Annotated in this window: 17 protein-coding genes; 5 read left to right on the top strand and 12 right to left on the bottom strand. The window is 43.6% G+C overall.

The features are described 5' to 3' along the window. Positions 1-143: 143 nt before the first annotated feature. A complete protein-coding gene (locus OIU26_RS03130) occupies positions 144-797 on the bottom strand; it encodes a cell wall hydrolase (protein WP_090738760.1) in 654 nt (217 codons plus the stop codon). Positions 798-1253: 456 nt separating this feature from the next. On the opposite strand from OIU26_RS03130, the gene OIU26_RS03135 reads away from it, so the two are divergent. Together OIU26_RS03135 and OIU26_RS03140 are read left to right on the top strand one after the other, a co-directional pair. Further along, a complete protein-coding gene (locus OIU26_RS03135; protein WP_090738759.1) occupies positions 1254-1919 on the top strand; it encodes a cupin domain-containing protein in 666 nt (221 codons plus the stop codon). Between the two features lie 115 nt (positions 1920-2034). Next, the gene (locus OIU26_RS03140; protein ID WP_013371968.1) at positions 2035-2262 is read left to right on the top strand and encodes a hypothetical protein; all 228 of its coding nucleotides are present in this window, start codon (positions 2035-2037) and stop codon (positions 2260-2262) included. Positions 2263-2452: 190 nt separating this feature from the next. Here the strand turns inward: OIU26_RS03140 and OIU26_RS03145 are convergent, their stop codons facing one another. After that, on the bottom strand, positions 2453-2581 hold the full coding sequence (locus tag OIU26_RS03145) for a hypothetical protein (RefSeq protein ID WP_013371969.1): 129 nt from the start codon (positions 2579-2581) through the stop codon (positions 2453-2455). A gap of 169 nt (positions 2582-2750) precedes the next feature. Between OIU26_RS03145 and OIU26_RS03150 the strand changes: the two genes are divergently transcribed. Beyond that, positions 2751-3017: a DUF2642 domain-containing protein gene (locus OIU26_RS03150; RefSeq protein ID WP_016821507.1), complete on the top strand. Its 267-nt coding sequence runs from the start codon at positions 2751-2753 to the stop codon at positions 3015-3017. A 71-nt stretch (positions 3018-3088) separates the two neighbouring features. Here the strand turns inward: OIU26_RS03150 and OIU26_RS03155 are convergent, their stop codons facing one another. Together OIU26_RS03155 and OIU26_RS03160 are read right to left on the bottom strand one after the other, a co-directional pair. Beyond that, the gene (locus OIU26_RS03155; RefSeq protein ID WP_264215922.1) at positions 3089-4633 is read right to left on the bottom strand and encodes a GH25 family lysozyme; all 1545 of its coding nucleotides are present in this window, start codon (positions 4631-4633) and stop codon (positions 3089-3091) included. 236 nt (positions 4634-4869) lie between these two features. Beyond that, on the bottom strand, positions 4870-5895 hold the full coding sequence (locus OIU26_RS03160) for a YeiH family protein (protein ID WP_090738757.1): 1026 nt from the start codon (positions 5893-5895) through the stop codon (positions 4870-4872). A gap of 118 nt (positions 5896-6013) precedes the next feature. Here OIU26_RS03160 and OIU26_RS03165 point away from each other — a divergent pair, with 118 nt between their 5' ends. Further along, positions 6014-6901: a LysR family transcriptional regulator gene (locus OIU26_RS03165; protein WP_264215923.1), complete on the top strand. Its 888-nt coding sequence runs from the start codon at positions 6014-6016 to the stop codon at positions 6899-6901. Positions 6902-6959: 58 nt separating this feature from the next. Here the strand turns inward: OIU26_RS03165 and OIU26_RS03170 are convergent, their stop codons facing one another. From OIU26_RS03170 to OIU26_RS03200, 7 genes are all read right to left on the bottom strand, one after another. After that, positions 6960-8537, bottom strand: a complete 1578-nt coding sequence (locus tag OIU26_RS03170; RefSeq protein ID WP_264215924.1) for a glycoside hydrolase family 43 protein — start codon at positions 8535-8537, stop codon at positions 6960-6962. Next, positions 8534-9511, bottom strand: coding sequence for a pectinesterase family protein (locus OIU26_RS03175; RefSeq protein ID WP_129549606.1), 978 nt, complete (start codon positions 9509-9511; stop codon positions 8534-8536). The genes OIU26_RS03170 and OIU26_RS03175 overlap by 4 nt, the downstream gene beginning before the upstream one ends. A 25-nt stretch (positions 9512-9536) precedes the next feature. Beyond that, positions 9537-10421, bottom strand: coding sequence for a prolyl oligopeptidase family serine peptidase (locus tag OIU26_RS03180; protein ID WP_264215925.1), 885 nt, complete (start codon positions 10419-10421; stop codon positions 9537-9539). A gap of 24 nt (positions 10422-10445) precedes the next feature. After that, the gene (locus tag OIU26_RS03185) at positions 10446-11807 is read right to left on the bottom strand and encodes a glycoside hydrolase family 28 protein (RefSeq protein ID WP_264215926.1); all 1362 of its coding nucleotides are present in this window, start codon (positions 11805-11807) and stop codon (positions 10446-10448) included. A 160-nt stretch (positions 11808-11967) separates the two neighbouring features. Then, positions 11968-13488, bottom strand: a complete 1521-nt coding sequence (locus tag OIU26_RS03190; RefSeq protein WP_264215927.1) for an extracellular solute-binding protein — start codon at positions 13486-13488, stop codon at positions 11968-11970. 28 nt (positions 13489-13516) lie between these two features. Next, positions 13517-14140: a YesL family protein gene (locus tag OIU26_RS03195; RefSeq protein WP_436449013.1), complete on the bottom strand. Its 624-nt coding sequence runs from the start codon at positions 14138-14140 to the stop codon at positions 13517-13519. 21 nt (positions 14141-14161) lie between these two features. Next, positions 14162-15127 carry an ABC transporter permease gene (locus OIU26_RS03200; RefSeq protein ID WP_013371980.1) on the bottom strand — a complete coding sequence of 322 codons (966 nt, stop codon included), beginning with the start codon at positions 15125-15127 and terminating at the stop codon, positions 14162-14164. A gap of 269 nt (positions 15128-15396) precedes the next feature. On the opposite strand from OIU26_RS03200, the gene OIU26_RS03205 reads away from it, so the two are divergent. Further along, positions 15397-16296, top strand: a complete 900-nt coding sequence (locus OIU26_RS03205; RefSeq protein WP_013371981.1) for a carbohydrate ABC transporter permease — start codon at positions 15397-15399, stop codon at positions 16294-16296. Here OIU26_RS03205 and OIU26_RS03210 read toward each other — a convergent pair. Further along, positions 16293-18554, bottom strand: a complete 2262-nt coding sequence (locus tag OIU26_RS03210; protein WP_264215929.1) for a helix-turn-helix transcriptional regulator — start codon at positions 18552-18554, stop codon at positions 16293-16295. The genes OIU26_RS03205 and OIU26_RS03210 overlap by 4 nt on opposite strands. Positions 18555-18567 lie beyond the last annotated feature (13 nt).

The raw sequence follows: 18567 nt of genomic DNA on the forward strand, positions 1-18567 counted from the left end.
TCGGAATAATAGGTAGAATTTTTAATATGAAACGAGATACATCATCCCTAACATATTACAAGTTTGTGAATACACAAAAAACCGTCATCGCTTCTAGAAGAAGCTACTGACGGATGGAAAAAATCACAAATTCTCATATGGAATTAATTCGTAAATGTATGACGACCAAGCGAAATGACAGCCGGACGGCTTTTACTCCATTTGGCTGTGGCAATGGCTGGGTTGTAATAAAACAAAGACCCATTGGTCGGGTCAGCACCATTAAGTGCCTGTCTGGCTGCTCGGTACGCAGTCTTGTTGGGTTTCAAGCGGTATTGACCATCCTGTACAGCGGTGAATTGACCCGGCTGTAAAATAACGTCCGGAATCGAGCTTGGAAACTCGCCGGACTGTACACGGTTTAATACGACAGCGCCGACAGCTACTTGTCCTTCAAACGATTCTCCGCGCGCCTCGGAATAAATGATCCGTGCCAGTTGATCCAATGCGGTTACGCGGACCTTTCCGAACGAATCGAGCTTGGCCTGTGTTGCCGCTCCGGCAATACCGTCAGGCGCCAGACCGTGATCCCTCTGAAAACGAGCCACCGCTTTGCTGGTCAAAGAGCCATAGTATCCCGTAAAACCAGCTTTGAAGTAACCGAGTGAATGAAGCTGCTGTTGAAGCTCCAGCACTCGTTCGCTTTGAATCCCTTTCTTTAAAGCTGACGATTGTGCCTGTGCTTGTCCTGGTGCGACTGATAATACAGTACCTAACATGCATGCGCAGGACAGGATTAAAATAGATAATTTTTTCATATTCCAGACAACCTCCTCTTTCATGTTCTGTCCGGTGCAACCATTCCGGCCTGTACAACTCAGGGACGTTTATCCGATGATGCTTCTTGTGCCATAACTTATGACTAGCTGCGGAAATGACGCGAGGATATATATGGAATCGGACATTGATGCGTTCACACGTCCGTTGCAGTATACCACAAGCCGCATTTACGTATCATCCGGCTCTGGTCCTAAGAATACCCAAATCAATAAAACACTATCCAGCAAGGGATGACGTGTATGAGAAGCAATAGATCACATTTTGACTACACTTGAATACGTGACTTTTTTCGCTATTTTTCGATTCAATCTACCCAGGACCTGAACCTGACATCTGCTTTTTTAAACCACATTTTTGTGCACATATATATGGGCGAATGCATAGAGTAGCGTACGATCATTCATTTCGAGTAACAGAAAGGCAGGAAAGAAAACGTGAATTCATATATGGATTACACCTCTCCCACTGTACAGTTCACCTATGATTTAAGCGACAATATTTTGTTTCAGAAAGATGCTCAGAACTCAATCAACGAGCTGTCGATCCAGCAGCTGAATACATTAGCAAATGTATCGCTACTGGATATCCGTCTCAGCACTGCTAATGTTGTAGAGCCTCACTACCATCAAAATGCCACAGAACTAATATACTGTATCTCTGGAGCAGTGACCGTGTCACTGATTAATCCTTTTACCCGCGAGTTACGACATTTTCCGATTACACCTGGACAGGTGGCTAACGTCCCTCAGGGATGGTGGCATTATCTAGTCGCCACGGTGGACAACACTCACTTGTTGGCGATTTTTAACGCTCCAGTCCCTGAATTCATTTTGGGCTCCGATGTTTTGCGGCTCACGCCAAGTAACATTATGGCTCATACTTACTGTCTGGATGAGAAAAAGGTCCAGGAAGCGCTCGCCCCTATAAAAAAACCTATCATCATCGGTCCTTCCAATGACTGCAAACAGCAGCCACCTCGAAAACCAGGGATTCACGTAAGGCTAACCGATACTTCATCACATCGTCAGGTCGCCCCCCAAAGAGGCTACACCTATACCCATGGATATCCTGGCTTTTCCTTTAATCCCTATCAAGAGTAAGATTAACCCTAGTCAGACCTTAAGTACGACGGAATCCCCCTTCCCTGTATGTTCGCCGTTACCATAAGGCTTTCTCTCTCATAAAATGCCAATGTGTATAAGAGGGGGTGATTGAATGGACGCTTACTACAACTGTTTGAACTGTATGAATAAAAGGGTGCGTATTCTCACCATTGATGGAAAACAGTACGAAGGAACCATTACAGATGTGGATCGTAATAATGTGTACTTAAAAACTGAACGGAATGGACGTGTACAAACGTCTGCCTTTTATCCTTACGGGTACGGTAATCAAATCTTAACTTTAAGCCTGTTCACCCTGTTGGCGATTGCTTTAATTTAGTCCTCAATCCATTGCCCGTTCCTGTCTATAGATGCCAAAGCACCTCATGTGACAGCTGCCCAGCCCGGCACAGTTTGTGTAGGGCCTGTACGCTGTTATTTGGGGTGTTTTATCATACGATCCATTCTCTAAAACACTTAACCCCCCATCGGTTATATCCCAATGGGGGGTTAAGCTAACTCAATTCAATTTAGACCCACAAAGACTTTGTAATGATAACGAGCAGAATGAACAGCACCAGAATAGCTCCTGTCGATGTCCAAACGCCTGGGTAGCCCCCTACTGAACCGCCACCGCAACCTCTTTCACATTCACTCATGGATCATTGCCTCCTTCAATTCAAGGTACAACATAGCTTATGTATTGAGCTTTCCTATGGACCGGGCTTTTTGGCAATGTTATGAATATTCTCGCTGATGGGCTTTAGCCTACACCTTTTCTAGGCAGGAGCATAGGATATCACAACTAATCCTGAAGGAGTGAAGCAATTGAATTCAAATCAAATGTTTAATTATAACGTTAACCAACCTTTTCCTCACCATCCTACCTCCCACCATGTCGTGGTACACCCCGTAGATCCGTATGTCGTAGAGACATTAAAATCGATGATCGGCAAGTACGTTGTACTTGAAACAACACGTGGCAGAATTGATGGATGTGTAGTAGATAGTAAGCCTGACCATGTCATCTTGGATGTATACGGTAAAAAATTCTTTGTTCGAATCAGCGAAATCGTATGGATCATGCCCAACTAAACAAATCAGACATTAAAAATCCTCGCAGATCCTAATTCGGATTCGCGAGGATTAATCATGACATGAACCTGCTAATCAAGCGAGCCTGCCAATGAAGCACGAAGTTCATCTATCGTTCCATTGTACTCATCTAGATCGACTTGGCCGCTAATACCTGGAACACTGCCTGTACTACTGTACTGCCAAGCCCACCAGCTATTCCAAGCTGGAACTGCGGTCGGCTTTTGCGTAGTGCTGTATCGCGCTACCCACAATTTATACATAGAAAACGTAGGATCAAACTTGGAAGCAAAGACGTTTCCCGTGTATACGATCGGCTCACGCCCGGTAAGCTTCTCCATTTCATCCAAAAATGCATGAGCCACTTCACTGATCTGTGCGGAAGTAAGACCTTTGGGATTATTTTCATAATCCATCACAGGGGGCAGATCTAGCCTTCCTCCTGCTGAATCTATAGCCCTAGCAAAATTAGCTGCTTCCTGGCGAGCTCCATCCACGGTAGTTGCGTTCAAAAAGTGGTAAGCGCCAACCAGGATGTTAGCATCTCTGGCCCCCTGAACATTTGCTAAAAATTGATTATCTTGATACTTGGTGCCCTCTGTAGCTTTAATAAAAGCAAATGTCTTGCCTGCCGCCGCCACTTGCTGCCAATCAATATTGCCATTATGGTGCGAGACGTCAATCCCCTGCGCGTGTCCGTCAGAAGAAATCGTAGGCTCAACAGGTATAGTAGATATAACAGTATCGGTAGATGCTGACTCCTCCGTTGCCTGATCCAACGCTACGATCACTTTACCATCATCTGCATTAATAAGATGAAAGGGTGTGCTGTGATCAAGATCAACCACAATACGTACCGAGGCTGGGTTTGTACTAAACATGGAGTATCTTACCTTGGAAACATCTAGATCTTCTGTGACTGGAAAGCTTCCTTGTCCACCATTGTTAAATGATTGTGAGGCTGGAAATTCCTCACCAAACTTCGAATCAGGTATATCTACAACAATACGATCTGGTTGAGTTAACTTGGTGACTTTGGGGCTTACTTTTCCATCCACCGTTATCGTCAATTGGTGATTGTTGAAGCTAATTTGGTTTACAGCCGTACGCTCACTCTCTATAGCATCGCTTGCAACTTGAGTAGCAGAGTGATCACGGGTGGTCACGCTATTTCCGCTTGAAGCAGGCGGAGTCGTCAAGAATACGGTTTTAAGTTCGTTGTTCCAGACCACTTCCACTCCTGTCTGTTCAGATACAAAGCGAAGCGGAACATAAGTCGTCCCCCCGTTAAGCAAAGGAGCTACAGCCAACCCCATCGGTTGATCATTGACTGAGGCAATGGGATTGTTGACCTGAAGGCTCAGGTTAAGATTTTCTTTATGTATAGTTATAGTCCCTGTCTTGGATTCCCAATTCACACTATAACCCAATTCTTCTACAATAAGACGGAGTGGAACCAGCACATTGCCCTTTACTTCCTGGATCTGCACCCCCTTGCTGACACTTATATCTTTACCATCCAGCTGAATATGTGAATTTGAAGACGCAGCGTGACTTTCTCTTGGAAATGCTAGTAGAAACAGAAACAAAAAAGCAAACAAACAAATTTTCTTCATATGTACCCTACCAATCTCTAATTTTTCACTATGTAAATTTTACATTCTATGCCCCTCTAAAGCCTCCATTTTGATAGACGCGACTCCTATGTAAAAAGTTACGATTCATTCATTATATATTTCAGTCTTGTAATACGAAAGCACTAAAAAGCTCTGCCAGCTACACGCAAGCAGAGCTCTTTCCAGTTTTACTAATCTCATTTGCTGCAATCTCACTACAAGCACATACTTCCAATTTATACAGTTACAAACGTTAGTCCTACAAGAATGATCGAAGTAACAGATAGTACCAGTAAGGGCAGCATTGCTTTCTCTCGCAAAGTCTTAAAGCTCACATTTAGCCCCATGCCTACCATAGCCATCGTTAACATAAAGGTAGTAAGCTGAGAAAGTTCGTTCATTAGACTAGGTGAAACTACAATATATTTTCCAAAAACATAACTTCCCAAAATACTTGCCGCAATAAAGCCCATGAGGAACCAGGGGAACTCTACTTTAGTACCTGTACGAATCTTTCCGGTTCGTTTCATCCAATACATTAAAATAAAGCTAAGCGGTATGAGTAAGAAGACACGCCCCAATTTGGCTAATAAACCCATGGCAAGAGCATCCTGCCCAGCAGGTGCTGCCGCTAAGGCCACATGTGCAATTTCATGTAAACTGATGCCCGACCAGATTCCATATTGCAAATCCGTCAGAGGAAGCCAAGGTCGAAGCACTGTAAACAAAATAGCAAATACCGTTCCAACCAAGGCAATAAGTCCAACTCCTATGGCTGTGTCCTCATCGTCGGACTTTAACAAGGGAGAAACAGCTGCAATTGCTGCTGCACCGCAAACTCCTGTTCCAATCCCAAGAAGAAGCGAAAGCGAAGCATCTGCCTTGAATCGTTTTGCCAGCCAAACCGTAAAAAAAATGGCAAATACCACAGTGCCTACATCCCGTAAAAGCAAACCCAGCCCATGATGAATAACAACATCCATATTTAGCTTCAGCCCATATAACACAATAGCCCCACGCAGTATTTTCTTGGCTGAAAATTCAATCCCTGAGCGTACTGCTTCAGGGTACCCCCACAACTGTCGGTATAGTATAGCGAGAAACATTGCACATGCCAATGGACCTACATAATGAAAGCCCGGCACTTCGTTCAGGACGTATCCTGCCAGTGCAAAGATCATCGTTAGCACAATGCCAAATAAAAACCGAAATAATCGACCCCTGTTCAATAAAAATTTGACGTGTTGAATATGACTCTTCATGCTGATTCCCTCCAATTCTACATGCATACAGCTTAATATGTATTTTGTCATAAGGAAAATAAATCATTATAATAATGATGATAAGTAAATATGCATGATAAATTTGGAGGAATAGACTTTGGATCAATCTTTAATCGTCTTTGTTAGGGTTGCGGAGAAACAAAACTTCACACGAGCTGCTGAGGCACTACATATGACCCAGCCTGCGGTAAGTCAATATATTCAAACACTGGAACGCAGTGTAGGAACCCGGCTCCTGGAGCGAAGTAATAAATATGTGCGCTTAACTAAAGCAGGTGAAATTGTGTATCATCATGCCCAGGAGATTATCCGACTCCATACACGTATGCAGTACTTGGTGGACGAACTAATGCATACGGCAAAGGGTACCCTGTCTATTGGTGCAAGCTACACGTATGGTGAATATGTACTACCACATGTAATTGCGCAAATGAGAATCCAGTACCCGCTCATTCAGCCCTCTATTACCATCGGCAATACATTGGAAATTGAAAAGCTCGTAATTCATAATCAACTGGATGTGGGCATTATCGAAGGAGAATTTCAGCATGACCATTTACACATTGAATCCTTCGCCGATGATGAAATGGTTATTGTCGTTCCGCAAAATCATCGTTTGGCCGGTACATCTCAAGTGGATATAAATGAGCTGCATGATGACATCTGGATTCTGCGGGAAGAAGGCTCTGGAACCCGGGAGGCGGCTGAAAAGATGTTTGCACGGCTTCGATTTTATCCTTCTCATATGATGAATTTTGGCAGTACACAGATCATCAAAGAGTCTGTAGAAGCAGGCCTGGGGATTTCTTTGCTGTCCCAATGGGTAATTCAAAAGGAACTTGCTTTGGGAACATTAGAAGTATTGGATATTCTCAATCTCCCGTTCATTCGGAAATTCTCCTTTCTGACCCCTTCTGCGGTATTTGAGACGAAAGCAACCACTGCTTTTTTGGAGATTTTGCGAGATTATAATGTAAAAAGGTAACCTGTAAAAGAAAAAAGCACCGATTAAGGTGCTTGCAATATAGTCAGTATTATATTTTTTATGAGGAGAGATGGTCCTTACCATAGTATAAGAAATGGGAAAAGTCAGCGTAGCTCCCTTGGAATTGTTGCATATCATGAGCAGCAATACCTACAAAATTCCCTGTAAATCCTCCCGACAAAAAGCTGATATCCTGTATTTCAAAAAGTCGCTTCCAGGAAGGCTCATCTCCGACTCCATAATAAAATTGTGCATGGGAGGCATGGACCTCTACAGCCAAATGTACAGGAAGATCATTCTGAAGTGCAACCACTTGCGGAACTAACGTAAATGAATTAGCTTCACAGCGCATCATGCGCAGCACTTTTCCCACTCCCTCTTCATAGCTGACATACGCATACAAATAGTCCTCTTCATTGAGATACAGCAAAAGTCCCGCCATTTGCAAATAGCTTGTTGGCTGATACTCCAGTGCTGTTTCTACCCGAAAATGATGATCCGTTTGCCGAATGGCAAGCACGTGGTGCTTGAATAGACTTTGTATGGATTCTCCAGCATGAATTCGAAGGTAGCCTGGGCGCTGACTTAATGAACACCAGCTATCGTCCGCCAGGATACGCAATGTGTTCCACGATTCATCAATTGTGGGGCCCTCGAAAAAGTCTTCGAAAATATACTCCTGCTGCTCTTGCTTAATCGAAACTGTCCCTTGAGGCGCAGGCACCTCCAATTGAGGTGTATGGCCCCCGGCGGTTAATCGCAGCCAGCCTTCATCATTCCAATAGACTTGTTGCAACGCTGTCTCGCGCCCTAAAATGGCGTATTTCCCCTCCACTGGACGTGTGCATAAATGGGCCATATACCATTCTCCGTCAGGTGTTTGCACAAGACTGCCATGTCCTGCGCATTGTAACGGGAAATTCAGCTGATCACGAGATGTAAGCATCGGATTATGCGGGTCCACTTCATACGGGCCGGATATTTGCTTGGAGCGTGCTACGGTAACTGCATGCCCCGTACCTGTTCCACCTTCCGCTGTAATAAGATAGTAATAACCGTTCTGCCTGTAGATGTGGGGCGCTTCTGTCTTCTTCAATGGAGTGCAATCAAAAATTTTAACAGGCTCGCCAACAAGCCACTGTTGACTGCTGTCATACTCCTGCATGACGATACCTGAAGACTTATTGCTTTCCAACATGCGGTAATCCCATAAGGCGTTCAATAGCCATTTGCGTCCATCCTCATCATGAAATAAAGACGGATCAAATCCACTACTATTCAGATAAACGGGTTCCGACCACGGCCCGTGAATCGTAGGCGCTGTTATCACAAAATTATGAACGTCCTTGAACGGACGCTTGGTGCTTTTCACATCCGTATAGAGTAGATAAAATAGGTTATCCGCGTAGCTCAATTGCGGTGCCCAAATGCTGCAATTTTTTGGGTTCCCCCTCAAGTCAACCTGGTCAGTCAAAATATCCGTGCAGTGCTCCCAATGAGCCAAATCTTTGGACTGGTACACCCGTACTCCAGGCAGCCACTCAAACGATGACACTACAATATAGTAAGTATCCTCGACTCGCGTAATACACGGATCGGGATTAAAGCCTTTTAATATAGGGTTTTGGATCATCATGAGACATCACTTCTCCTTGCTTTCCAAAATGCGACTCCCTCAAAAACCTGTTCCTTGCTCCATGCTTCTGTCCTCGCTTCAAAACAATCCGCCCACGGAACACGCTGCTGACGTAATGAAGCTATTTCATCAGATCCGCCATATTCCTGATAGCATACGGTTTTCTCGTTCGCTACAGTGTCCCAATTGTCCCAGCCACGCGGATCGATATGGTCGCCCATTTTACAATTGACAAATACGGTTTTGGCATATTCCCGCCATGGACGACCCAAAAAAACAGGGGTAATATCAGGCTCTGCGGTTAAATAGCAATGATCAAATACATAGCCGTACGTTTGTCCTTGCGGTGTAGAGGCGGCTGTAACGTAGCTTGTATGGTTCTTATGATGACGCAAACTACGAATCTCGCAATCTTCAAAGTAAGCGGTAGCCCCGCCAAAAATGAAGTCTATCGTACCCTCGATGTAACAATGCTGATAGAGCTGGCGATAGTATGCGTGATGTTCTTTCAAAGGAATTCCACCAAACTTTAATCGTTCTTTGGGTGCAGGAGGCAGAGGGCCTGTAAATAACGTGTCCTGGTACCCTTTAAAGGTGCAGTTTCTAAAGATGGTTTGATCACAATGAGCGTATACCGCAACGGCCTGCCCAATGTGTTCTCCCTGTCCGGCCGTGTTGGAAATGATGAGATTTTCCAAGATCAAATGGCTGCCGCCTACAAATAAAGTGGGTGTTGCAAAGGTTCCTATTTCCTCACCTGCTTCATTCCGCTCCCTGGCGTACCGATTCATTCGAATTTCTACCTGTCCGATGCCTATGATATGTAGATTTGAACGGTAAATCCGCACCTCTTCCTCATAGGTACCCGATAAAATAGTTAGCGTTTCCATTTCGTTGGAAGGCGATTGCTCCAATACATTAATCGCCTCCTGAATGGTGTGGAAATCACAAAAGGATTCTTTTCCGACTAGCATGGTTACCCCAATCCTTTCATTTGATTTACAAGTGTTCAGCTAAAAATGACTGCCAAGCCGTTCGCATTTCCAATGTCTCCATATGACCACCGCTCGCAATCACAGGCTGCCAATGCTCAGGGTGACCTGCTTTCTGATAAGCTTCCAACAACCCGTTTGCCAAATGCTCGACTCCTTCTATAGGACACATTCGATCATTTTGACCTGTTATACTCATCCGTGGGCGAGGTACGATCCGCTTTTGAATATCCAACGTGGTGAAATGCTTCAACAAGCCGGGAACATAGGAATAGAACCCATGATGATCCAATCCCCTTTTGGCGATCAGCGTATGGGCATCTACCTGTCCGCAGATATCAACCGTGACCTGTATTCGTTCATCTAAAGCAGCCATCCACCATGCCATAAGTCCACCCATCGACATGCCGATCGTTGCGATGCGGGAAGCATCAATGTCCTCACGCTGGCACATATAATCTACCAAACGACGGTTATCATACAGCATCATGCCCCACAGCACCTGGCCCTGCCAGAGCATTTCTTTTACCAGCTCGCTCTCGGTTTTGCCCCCACGTTCATTGAAGCACCACATGTCGATACAACACACGCAATATCCCATGTCTGTCAGAACTGTAGCAAACGAGGGCTGCTGTAGGTAAGGACTGCTATGGAGTAACTCCTTTCGTCCATTCGTATAGTTGCCCCCGTGCGAATGGTTAAATACGACCAATGGGAACGGACCGTCCCCTTGTAAGGGTGTAGCTACATAAGCGGGCACAGACTCAATCCCGTTCAAGTCCAGCAGGAGACACTCCAGTCGATATCCCTCCCGCTCTTCTTGATTCAGCAGAGTTGCCGTTATAGGGCGATCTGCCGGAAGATCCCCCAACAATGCTTGCAACTTATCCATGTTTTATGCTCCTTTCATTCCCTCCTATTTCATCACATTTTGCTCAGAAGGTTGTATCGTTACTTGTTCTATCAGCTTTTCAGGCTGAGCTGTATTCTTCGAATGGCAACGATTGATTTCAACATCTTCCCCATTTTCAATATAAAAGGCCGGACCTTCATGATTCTCAATCGTAACCTGTTGGAAACGAATATCCCTCACGTTACCTAGATAAAAACCACGGTTATTCATATCCTCAATCCCTGACATCATGGCCGGACGACCGGGAATCGCATTTTCAGCCATGGAAATATCAATATTGGAAAATGTAATTTCAGAAATATATTGTTCTGCAAGTCCGTACAAGAAGCCAGCCGCCGCATGAACCTGTCTTGCCGTAATATCAGAAAAATGGATTCTTCTAAAGCACGGAGTTTCATCAGTAATCGGATAGGGATTTTTATCCCAAACATATTTGTCTTTGCCCCGAGGTCCGCAGAAATAATACAGGTTTAGAATAAATGGACAAATGACCTCCTCCATCACAATGTTGCTGATGCGAATATCCTCGATGATTCCACCGCGTCCCCGTCTTGATTTCAGACGTATACCCCGATCCGTTTGCTTGAACACGCAATTGCTAATCGTAACATTACGAATATCTCCGCTCATTTCGCTTCCCAGCACGACAGCACCATGACCATGTACCATTGTACAGTTGGTAATTGTAATATTTTCACAAGGAATCCGTTCTTGCGTATCTTCGGTTCCTGCTTTGATCGCAATACAATCATCGCCTACATCTATATTGCAGTTGCTAATACGAACATTGGAACAGGATTCGGGATTAATACCATCCGTATTGGGAGAGTCCGCCGGGTTAAGAATGGACAAATTATCAATCGTAACGTTATAGCAAGCAATGGGGTTTACAGTCCAACTGGGGGAATTTTTTAACATAACATCTTTAATGGTAACCCGCTGACAACGGTCAAAGCTGATTAATTTGGGTCTCGGATACTGTAACTCCTCTGGATGATTCCGATGCTTTTCCCACCACGGCTGACCATTTCCATCCAGCGTTCCGCTGCCTGTAATCGAAATATTCTCAAGGTTCTCTCCATAAATACACGATGCATGTACTTCCCGCTGAACGCCCTCCCATCTGGATTCTACTACAGGGTAATCAGCCAGTTCCGTACTGAAGGAAAGAATAGCGCCAGGGCTTACATGCAGCTCAATGTTGCTTTTCAGAAAAATAGCGCCCGTTAGGTACGTTCCAGCCGGAACAAAAACGGTGCCTCCACCAGCATTACTTGCCGCTTCAATAGCAGCCGCAATCGCCTCTGTTGCCATCTTCGTACCATCCTGAACTGCTCCATAATCTACAATGTTGTACAATTGCATTTCGTTCTCTCCTGTCTTTATTTTTTGTGAATACGAAAATGATTTATAGACTGGGCTGGAAAACGGGTAGGCGGAATGGTGCTGGACAAGTGTCAGCAATGATAAGCACCATCCGCCTGCGTAGTGACAATTCATGTACACTAATATTCAACCTATATCTTTATTTTTTCGATTTCTTATACGCTTCTTCATACTCAGTGGTAATTCGTGCTCCGCCTGATTTTTTCCAATTTTCTACAGCTGCCTTAAATCCGGCTTCATCAATTTCACCCATAATAAATTTGAAGGAGGCGTCGGTAATGATTTTCTCCAGCTCTGTCCCTTGTTCATTAGCGGTGGCTGAATCCAGTGGCACTGTCGGGTCTAGAACAGCAAATTTATTATTTTCTCGCACTAATTCATTAGCCAGTTCCTTTTCTGGATTGGCATCCTTTAAGTTATAAGTCACTTCACTTGGTCTGGAGCTTGAAAACGGCTGAACGTCTGCTTGCCACAAATCTGTATTCGTAATTTTGAAGGAACCATCCTTTTCAATTTTATAATGAGTACCTTCAAGACCACCGGTCATATACATGTATACATCTTTGTCAATTAAGTCATCTACAAATTGCAGCAGTCTCTTCAACTCAGCTTCTGTCTTTACTTCAGATTTCGGAAATGCCAGCAAGCCTCCTACCCCGCTTCCCTCAGACCATACGTGGTATTGTCCATCTCCATTTGAAATCTTGTTGACAGGTACCAGCTTCAGCCCTTTTTGTAAGCCTTGAGACAAGGTTCTGAGGTTAGAAATATCGATCATGCCTGTATAAATACCTGCTTTACCTTGTGCAAATTGTTGTTGCTGGTCCGTTTTAGCGGTTACAGCAAAGTCTTTGGAGAGATACCCGTTTTTGTATAATTTATTGGAATACTTTAAGGTCTCCAAATATTGAGGAGTATCAAATTCCGGCGTAAACTTTCCGTTTTCATCTACTTTCCAGCCATTAGGTGTACCAAAATAGGAACTTAACGTTTTGAAACTGCTGTAGCGCAGATCCGATCTGTCAACAAACCCAGTCGTATCATTTTTTCCATTGCCATCCGGATCATCTTCTGTAAACGCTCTCGCAACTTCATACAACTCATCCAGTGTGGTCGGCACCTTCAGTCCTAAGCGATCGAGCCAATCCTGACGAATGACCAGACCCGCCCGAGCCAGATTCTTCTGGAACGGAACACCATATAGCACCCCTTCAATGGAAGCGGCTTCGCGCACTTCAGGCGGGATCTTTTTCAAATTCTCATAATCATCCAAGTATTTGCCTACATCCCAGAATAGTCCTGATTTCAATGAACTACGCACTGAAGAATTTGTCATCATCGTCAAAGTCACCATGTCTGCCAATTCACCAGAAGCCAGTGCGGTGGTAATTCTCTCTTCCTTGGAAGCATCCGGTACCCAGTTGAACGTAATTTTGGAATTGGTGTATTCTTCGATTTTACTTTTAATCGTTTCTGTAGGCGGAGAGGCTGTATGCAATACGTTTAGCCAGGTAAATTCCAGTTTGGAGTTAGGATCGTAGGTTTGACTGCCTTGATCTTCAGTTCCCTTGTCACCACAAGCAGCTAGAAAAACACTCATGACCATAAGTGCGGCAAGAAGACCTGACACTCCCTTTTTCATCTTGATTCCTTTTTTCATCGTGTTTGCTCCTTTTTGGTTTGTATATTCATGCCATATCTTCCTCTTTCACCAGAACCTCTCGCTCTATTTTGCTGAATACCTGATGCGTCATCCACATCACGAGATAACCGATAATGCTCGCTCCGGCAAAAGTTAGAATTCCTGGGTACAAGCCTAGAATCAATGCATAAAGCACGACAATGGCTACAAAAAGAACAAGTGTATATTGTAAATACGAAAAACCAATCACGATCGACATCTTGATCTTCAGCTTGATTCCTTTCCAATCATAGTGAGCCAGCAACGGAAAAATGTATGCCAAAGAGATAAGATACAAAAAGGCACCCATCAGCGTCACCACACGAATATACCAGGATGAGACGTTGACGATATCCACGTAGAGCACGTAACCCACAAGGCTGTAAAGCCCGCCAATGATGGCTGCTTCTTTAAAGCTTTCTTTAAAGTAACGTACAAACGTCGAGAAAATGGTGACTTCCTCATTGCCCCGAATCCACTGCCTTAAAATGCTAAGCATAGCAACGGTTGCAGGCCCAACACCTATAAAACCCAAGCCCAGGATCGTCGCAATGGTCCACAGCAAGTTAAGGTAGACCAGGCGTAGCAGGCGCATGCACCATTTGTTCATGTTTTCTACAAACCGTACCATTTTGCATCCTTCCCGTCGTCATTAGTAAACGCCGTCTTCACCAAATTTCTTAGCGAGTCGATTGGAGAGCATAATCAGAATTAAACCTACTACACCTTTAAAAAGTCCTACTGTCGTACTGAAACTTAATTGTCCATTCTTTAAACCCGCAGTATAAATATAGGTGTCAAAGATTTCGGCAACCTCGCGGTTTAATGAATTCAATAGCAGATACATATGCTCAAAGCCCAAATCCAGCGTGCTACCAATTTTCAAAATTAACAATGTAATAATAACCGGGCGGATCGCTGGCAACGTCACGTGCCATGTCTTTCGCAAACGTCCAGCGCCGTCCATTTCTGCTGCCTCATACAATTGCGTATCCACCACTGTAATTGCAGATAAATAAATGATGGTAGACCAGCCGAGTTCCTTCCAAATCACTTGCCCGATATATACCGTTCGCAGCCACTGCGGAGATGTTAAGAAGCTGATCTTCTCACCGCCCAGCGCGGCAATCATTTCATTCAGTACACCGCCGTCCACTGTCAGGAATACATAAGAAATCGAAACAATGATAACCCATGACATAAAGTGCGGAATGTAGATAATGGTTTGAATAATGTTTTTGAAAAACATCTTCCTAACCTCATTCAGCATGAGCGCCAATATGATGGGCAACGGAAAAAAGATTACAATATTCAGTGCAAATAAAATCAGCGTATTGCGAAGCAGCATAAAAAACGTAGGCTCAGTAAACAAACGAATAAAATGCTTCATTCCTACCCATGGACTGCCTGTGATTCCCTGAAATGCTTGATAATCCTGAAATGCAATTACCAATCCCCCCATAGGGAAGTACTTGAAGATAATGAAGTACACCAATCCGGGTAAAACCATCAGATAGAGCAGCTTGTGTTTCTGCATTCGTAAAAGGCTTTCCGTCGTTCTTTTGTTCTTCTTCATTTTCATCTTCATGTTTGGTGCGGGGACACTTGAAACTTTCATTAGTTCGACCTCCTTCAAACGTTCCTGTATACGCTTTCAAGAGTACGTTATTTTCGGCATTCCGCATATAATCATCAAATGATAGCGTTTACAAAAGTAGGCCGACAGCCTACTTTATAGCCTCTTCACCTTAGCTAATGATTACTACACAACTTAATGATCATCCTCTTTATTCCACGCTTAGAGAACACCTCAAGATTTGATTATATACGGAATTCTTTCCTCTTGATAAGGTTTGAATGTAAACGATTACAAGGAGGTCAACCACATTGGAACAACCATTACTCAAACCAAAATTACGAAAAAAAGAATCACTGGGCAGTCGTATTTTCAACATTGTAAACAGTACACTTTTGATTCTCATTGCCCTCACTTGTCTCTTGCCTTTTTTGAATATCATCGCCAGCTCATTTGCCTCAACTGAGGAAGTAGTGGCCAAGAAGTTTATTTTATTCCCTGTTACTTTTTCTCTGGATGCTTATCGCTATATCCTATCCACTCCAACGATTTTTAGAGGACTTGGGGTTTCGGTCGGAGTAACGATCGTGGGTACAGTTGTAAGTATGATTTTTACCGCTTTTATGGCTTATGGATTATCCCGGAAATATCTGCTTGGCCGTAATACGATTAACTTCATTGTCGTGTTCTCTATGTTGTTTAGCGGGGGGATGATTCCGACATTCCTCGTTGTCAAAAGCATGGGGCTGATCAATTCGTATTGGTCCTTGATTTTGCCCGTAGCCATTAATGCATTTAACCTGATTATCATGCGTAACTTTTTTCAGGCATTGCCGGATGATTTGGAGGAATCGGCTAAGATGGACGGGTGCAACGATTTTGGAATCTTCTTTAAAATTATGTTGCCATTAGCCCTGCCTTCTATTGCAACTATTTCTTTGTTCTATGCTGTTGCCTACTGGAATACGTATATGCACGCCATTCTCTATATCAATGATTCTGCCAAATGGCCAATTCAAGTCCTGCTTCGCCAAATTGTTATCGTCTCCAGTGGTATGCAGGCAGAAGGAACCGCGGTAGATGTCATCCCGCCTGCGCAGACGATTAAGATGGCGGTCATTGTCATAGCGACCGTTCCAATGTTAATCGTGTATCCATTTGTGCAAAAGCACTTTGTCAAAGGAGCTTTGCTGGGGGCGGTTAAAGGTTAATTGGCTTGCTTCATCTTTCGATAAGCCCCTGGTGTAACCTGTTCCTTTTTTCGAAAAGAGCGAATAAAGTTCTGCGAATTATGATATTGCAATCGCTCGGCGATTTCTTTAATTGTCATATCTGTCTCAACGAGCCACTTTTTGCTCATTTGCAGGCGATAGCCCATCAAATATTCACTAAACGTCGTTCCGTATTCTTTTTTGAAAATGCTGCTTAAATAATTCGGATTGTAATGCAGTCGATCTCCAATGAGTTCTAATGATAATTCCTGGTCATATTCAGCACGGATAATCGCGGCAATTTTCTCTGAGAGACAGCGGAATTGCTGGTTGGTCTTCTCCTTCATGCTTTTTACCATGGGGAAAATAACCTGTTCTAACAGCATGCGTTCTATCTCCTCCGGGTTACGGATATCCAGCAAACGGTGATACAAGGCATGATTGTCTTGCGTCAGCAGCACTTCAATCCCTAATAGCTGCTCTAATTGGATGAGGTTATTCACAAATCGTACCAATAGCACTTCAAAGTTCATGGAATGATTGTTCTTCGTCATCATTTCTGCCAATAAAGAGTGCACGGTATGATATACCTGCTCTTCATCCCCTATGCGAATGGCATCAAACAGTTTCGATTCCAATTCCGCAGGATAATGAAGCAGCACCGGACCTGAAATGACCATGGAAATATCCTCATAAAAAATAATCGACTCTTTACCTAGATTTAAACGGTGATGTAATGCTTGCTTGCTCATCTCACAAGCTTCTTTGCTTTCTAACAAGTTATCATACGCTGTGCTAATACCGATGCTGATGGATACATTCAAATACTCTTTTACATGCTGAATCAAAAGGGTCGCTCGATCCAGCACTTGCTTTCTCATTTCCTGTGCACTCTTACCTGCCAAAATTAAAATGGTAGCCTGGGTGTTATCGTTCAAAATGATCGGAAGCATACGCTGCTGCTCTGGAATCGTTTCTTCTACGATTTTGTTAATAGCCAGCAGTAAAATATCTTTATCCGAAGGTTCTCGATCTCCCAGATTATCCAGTTGAACTAACAAGGTAATATACATTTGATTCTCGATCTGCGGATAGCCCAGACGTGGCATTTTTCGTGCCAATTCCTCTGCGGAAATACGTTTGCGAAACAGGTTGAGAATCAATTGCGTTTCCAACTGTGGCATTTCGGACTGAATGAGACTTTCTAAGCTTTCCTTCTCAGTTACAATGTTGTCGATGGAATTAATAATCCACTCAATTTCATTTTTAGAAGGTTCATTTTTGAATGCGAAATTAGGATTTTTCGGCAAGCTGCGTTTTATTTGCTGAAATGGCTTGGTAAAGTAAATGGCAATGATGTAGGCCACCACCACTATTAAAAGCGTTAATACAAGGCCCATCATGATAATCCCAAATTTGGTCGTTTGAAACGCGTTTGCAATCTCTTTTTTATCTAATACCGTTAAGTAAGTCCAATTGTTGTAAGCAGATTTAGCATAAATGATTTGCCGTGCTGGCTGATGCTCCGTTTTCTCCAACGTTAGCATGCCTGTGTTGTCTGATTTAGCAGTTACTTCTGAAATGTGCTGAAGCTGCTGAGTAGACAATAAGGGAGTAGCAGGCTCCGTTTCGTACATTAAGTCGCCTTTGTTATTCAAAATAATCACAGGCATATGATCCTCTGTTTGAATGGTACGACTTAACGTCTGCGACGAAATATCAGACAGCGCAATGGCCTGCTTCTTTTTGGAAAACACAGGCAAGGTATTCACAAAACGGATTCCTTTATCTGTTTTAATCCAGAATAGTCCCTTATCCTGGTGGTCTATATAGGTGCTAATCAGCTGTTCTCGTTCCGTTTTCGTCAAATAAGACAGGCTTCCATTGGAGATTCTCCAATTCTGATTTAGGCTGATCAGTGAATACTCGGTTCCTTCTAATCCCATCGTAGCAATATAATTGAGCTGGGTATTCACATTCCGATACGCTACAAAATCTTTTTCTGTAATGGGATTTTTGACAACTTCATTAAAGGAACTGGTCGTGCTATACGTATTAAAAGCGTATTCAATCGTTTGAATTTTCTGCTCCAGGCTATTTCTAATCTGCGCCATGTAGCTTTGCTTGGTATTGGAAACTCTCTCCACAACGGAGCTAATTGTTGTAAAATAGATGTAGCTGCCGAAGCTGGCCACCAATCCTATTCCCAAAACCAGAATCGTAATAAAAATAGTGTAGAACATTCTTCCTTTTTTCATTGCGCTCCCCCTT

This window comes from Paenibacillus sp. BT-177 (assembly GCF_025846815.2).
Taxonomy (GTDB): Bacteria; Bacillota; Bacilli; order Paenibacillales; family Paenibacillaceae; genus Paenibacillus; species Paenibacillus polymyxa_C.

Bases quoted from the DNA above. Each gene is read 5' to 3' on its own strand.
- OIU26_RS03130 (WP_090738760.1), bottom strand. From the start codon at position 797: ATGAAAAAATTATCTATTTTAATCCTGTCCTGCGCATGCATGTTAGGT.
- OIU26_RS03140 (WP_013371968.1), top strand. From the start codon at position 2,035: ATGGACGCTTACTACAACTGTTTGAACTGTATGAATAAAAGGGTGCGT.
- OIU26_RS03145 (WP_013371969.1), bottom strand. From the start codon at position 2,581: ATGAGTGAATGTGAAAGAGGTTGCGGTGGCGGTTCAGTAGGGGGCTAC.
- OIU26_RS03155 (WP_264215922.1), bottom strand. From the start codon at position 4,633: ATGAAGAAAATTTGTTTGTTTGCTTTTTTGTTTCTGTTTCTACTAGCA.
- OIU26_RS03160 (WP_090738757.1), bottom strand. From the start codon at position 5,895: ATGAAGAGTCATATTCAACACGTCAAATTTTTATTGAACAGGGGTCGA.
- OIU26_RS03170 (WP_264215924.1), bottom strand. From the start codon at position 8,537: ATGATGATCCAAAACCCTATATTAAAAGGCTTTAATCCCGATCCGTGT.
- OIU26_RS03175 (WP_129549606.1), bottom strand. From the start codon at position 9,511: ATGCTAGTCGGAAAAGAATCCTTTTGTGATTTCCACACCATTCAGGAG.
- OIU26_RS03180 (WP_264215925.1), bottom strand. From the start codon at position 10,421: ATGGATAAGTTGCAAGCATTGTTGGGGGATCTTCCGGCAGATCGCCCT.
- OIU26_RS03185 (WP_264215926.1), bottom strand. From the start codon at position 11,807: ATGCAATTGTACAACATTGTAGATTATGGAGCAGTTCAGGATGGTACG.
- OIU26_RS03190 (WP_264215927.1), bottom strand. From the start codon at position 13,488: ATGAAAAAAGGAATCAAGATGAAAAAGGGAGTGTCAGGTCTTCTTGCC.
- OIU26_RS03195 (WP_436449013.1), bottom strand. From the start codon at position 14,140: ATGGTACGGTTTGTAGAAAACATGAACAAATGGTGCATGCGCCTGCTA.
- OIU26_RS03200 (WP_013371980.1), bottom strand. From the start codon at position 15,127: ATGAAAGTTTCAAGTGTCCCCGCACCAAACATGAAGATGAAAATGAAG.
- OIU26_RS03210 (WP_264215929.1), bottom strand. From the start codon at position 18,554: ATGAAAAAAGGAAGAATGTTCTACACTATTTTTATTACGATTCTGGTT.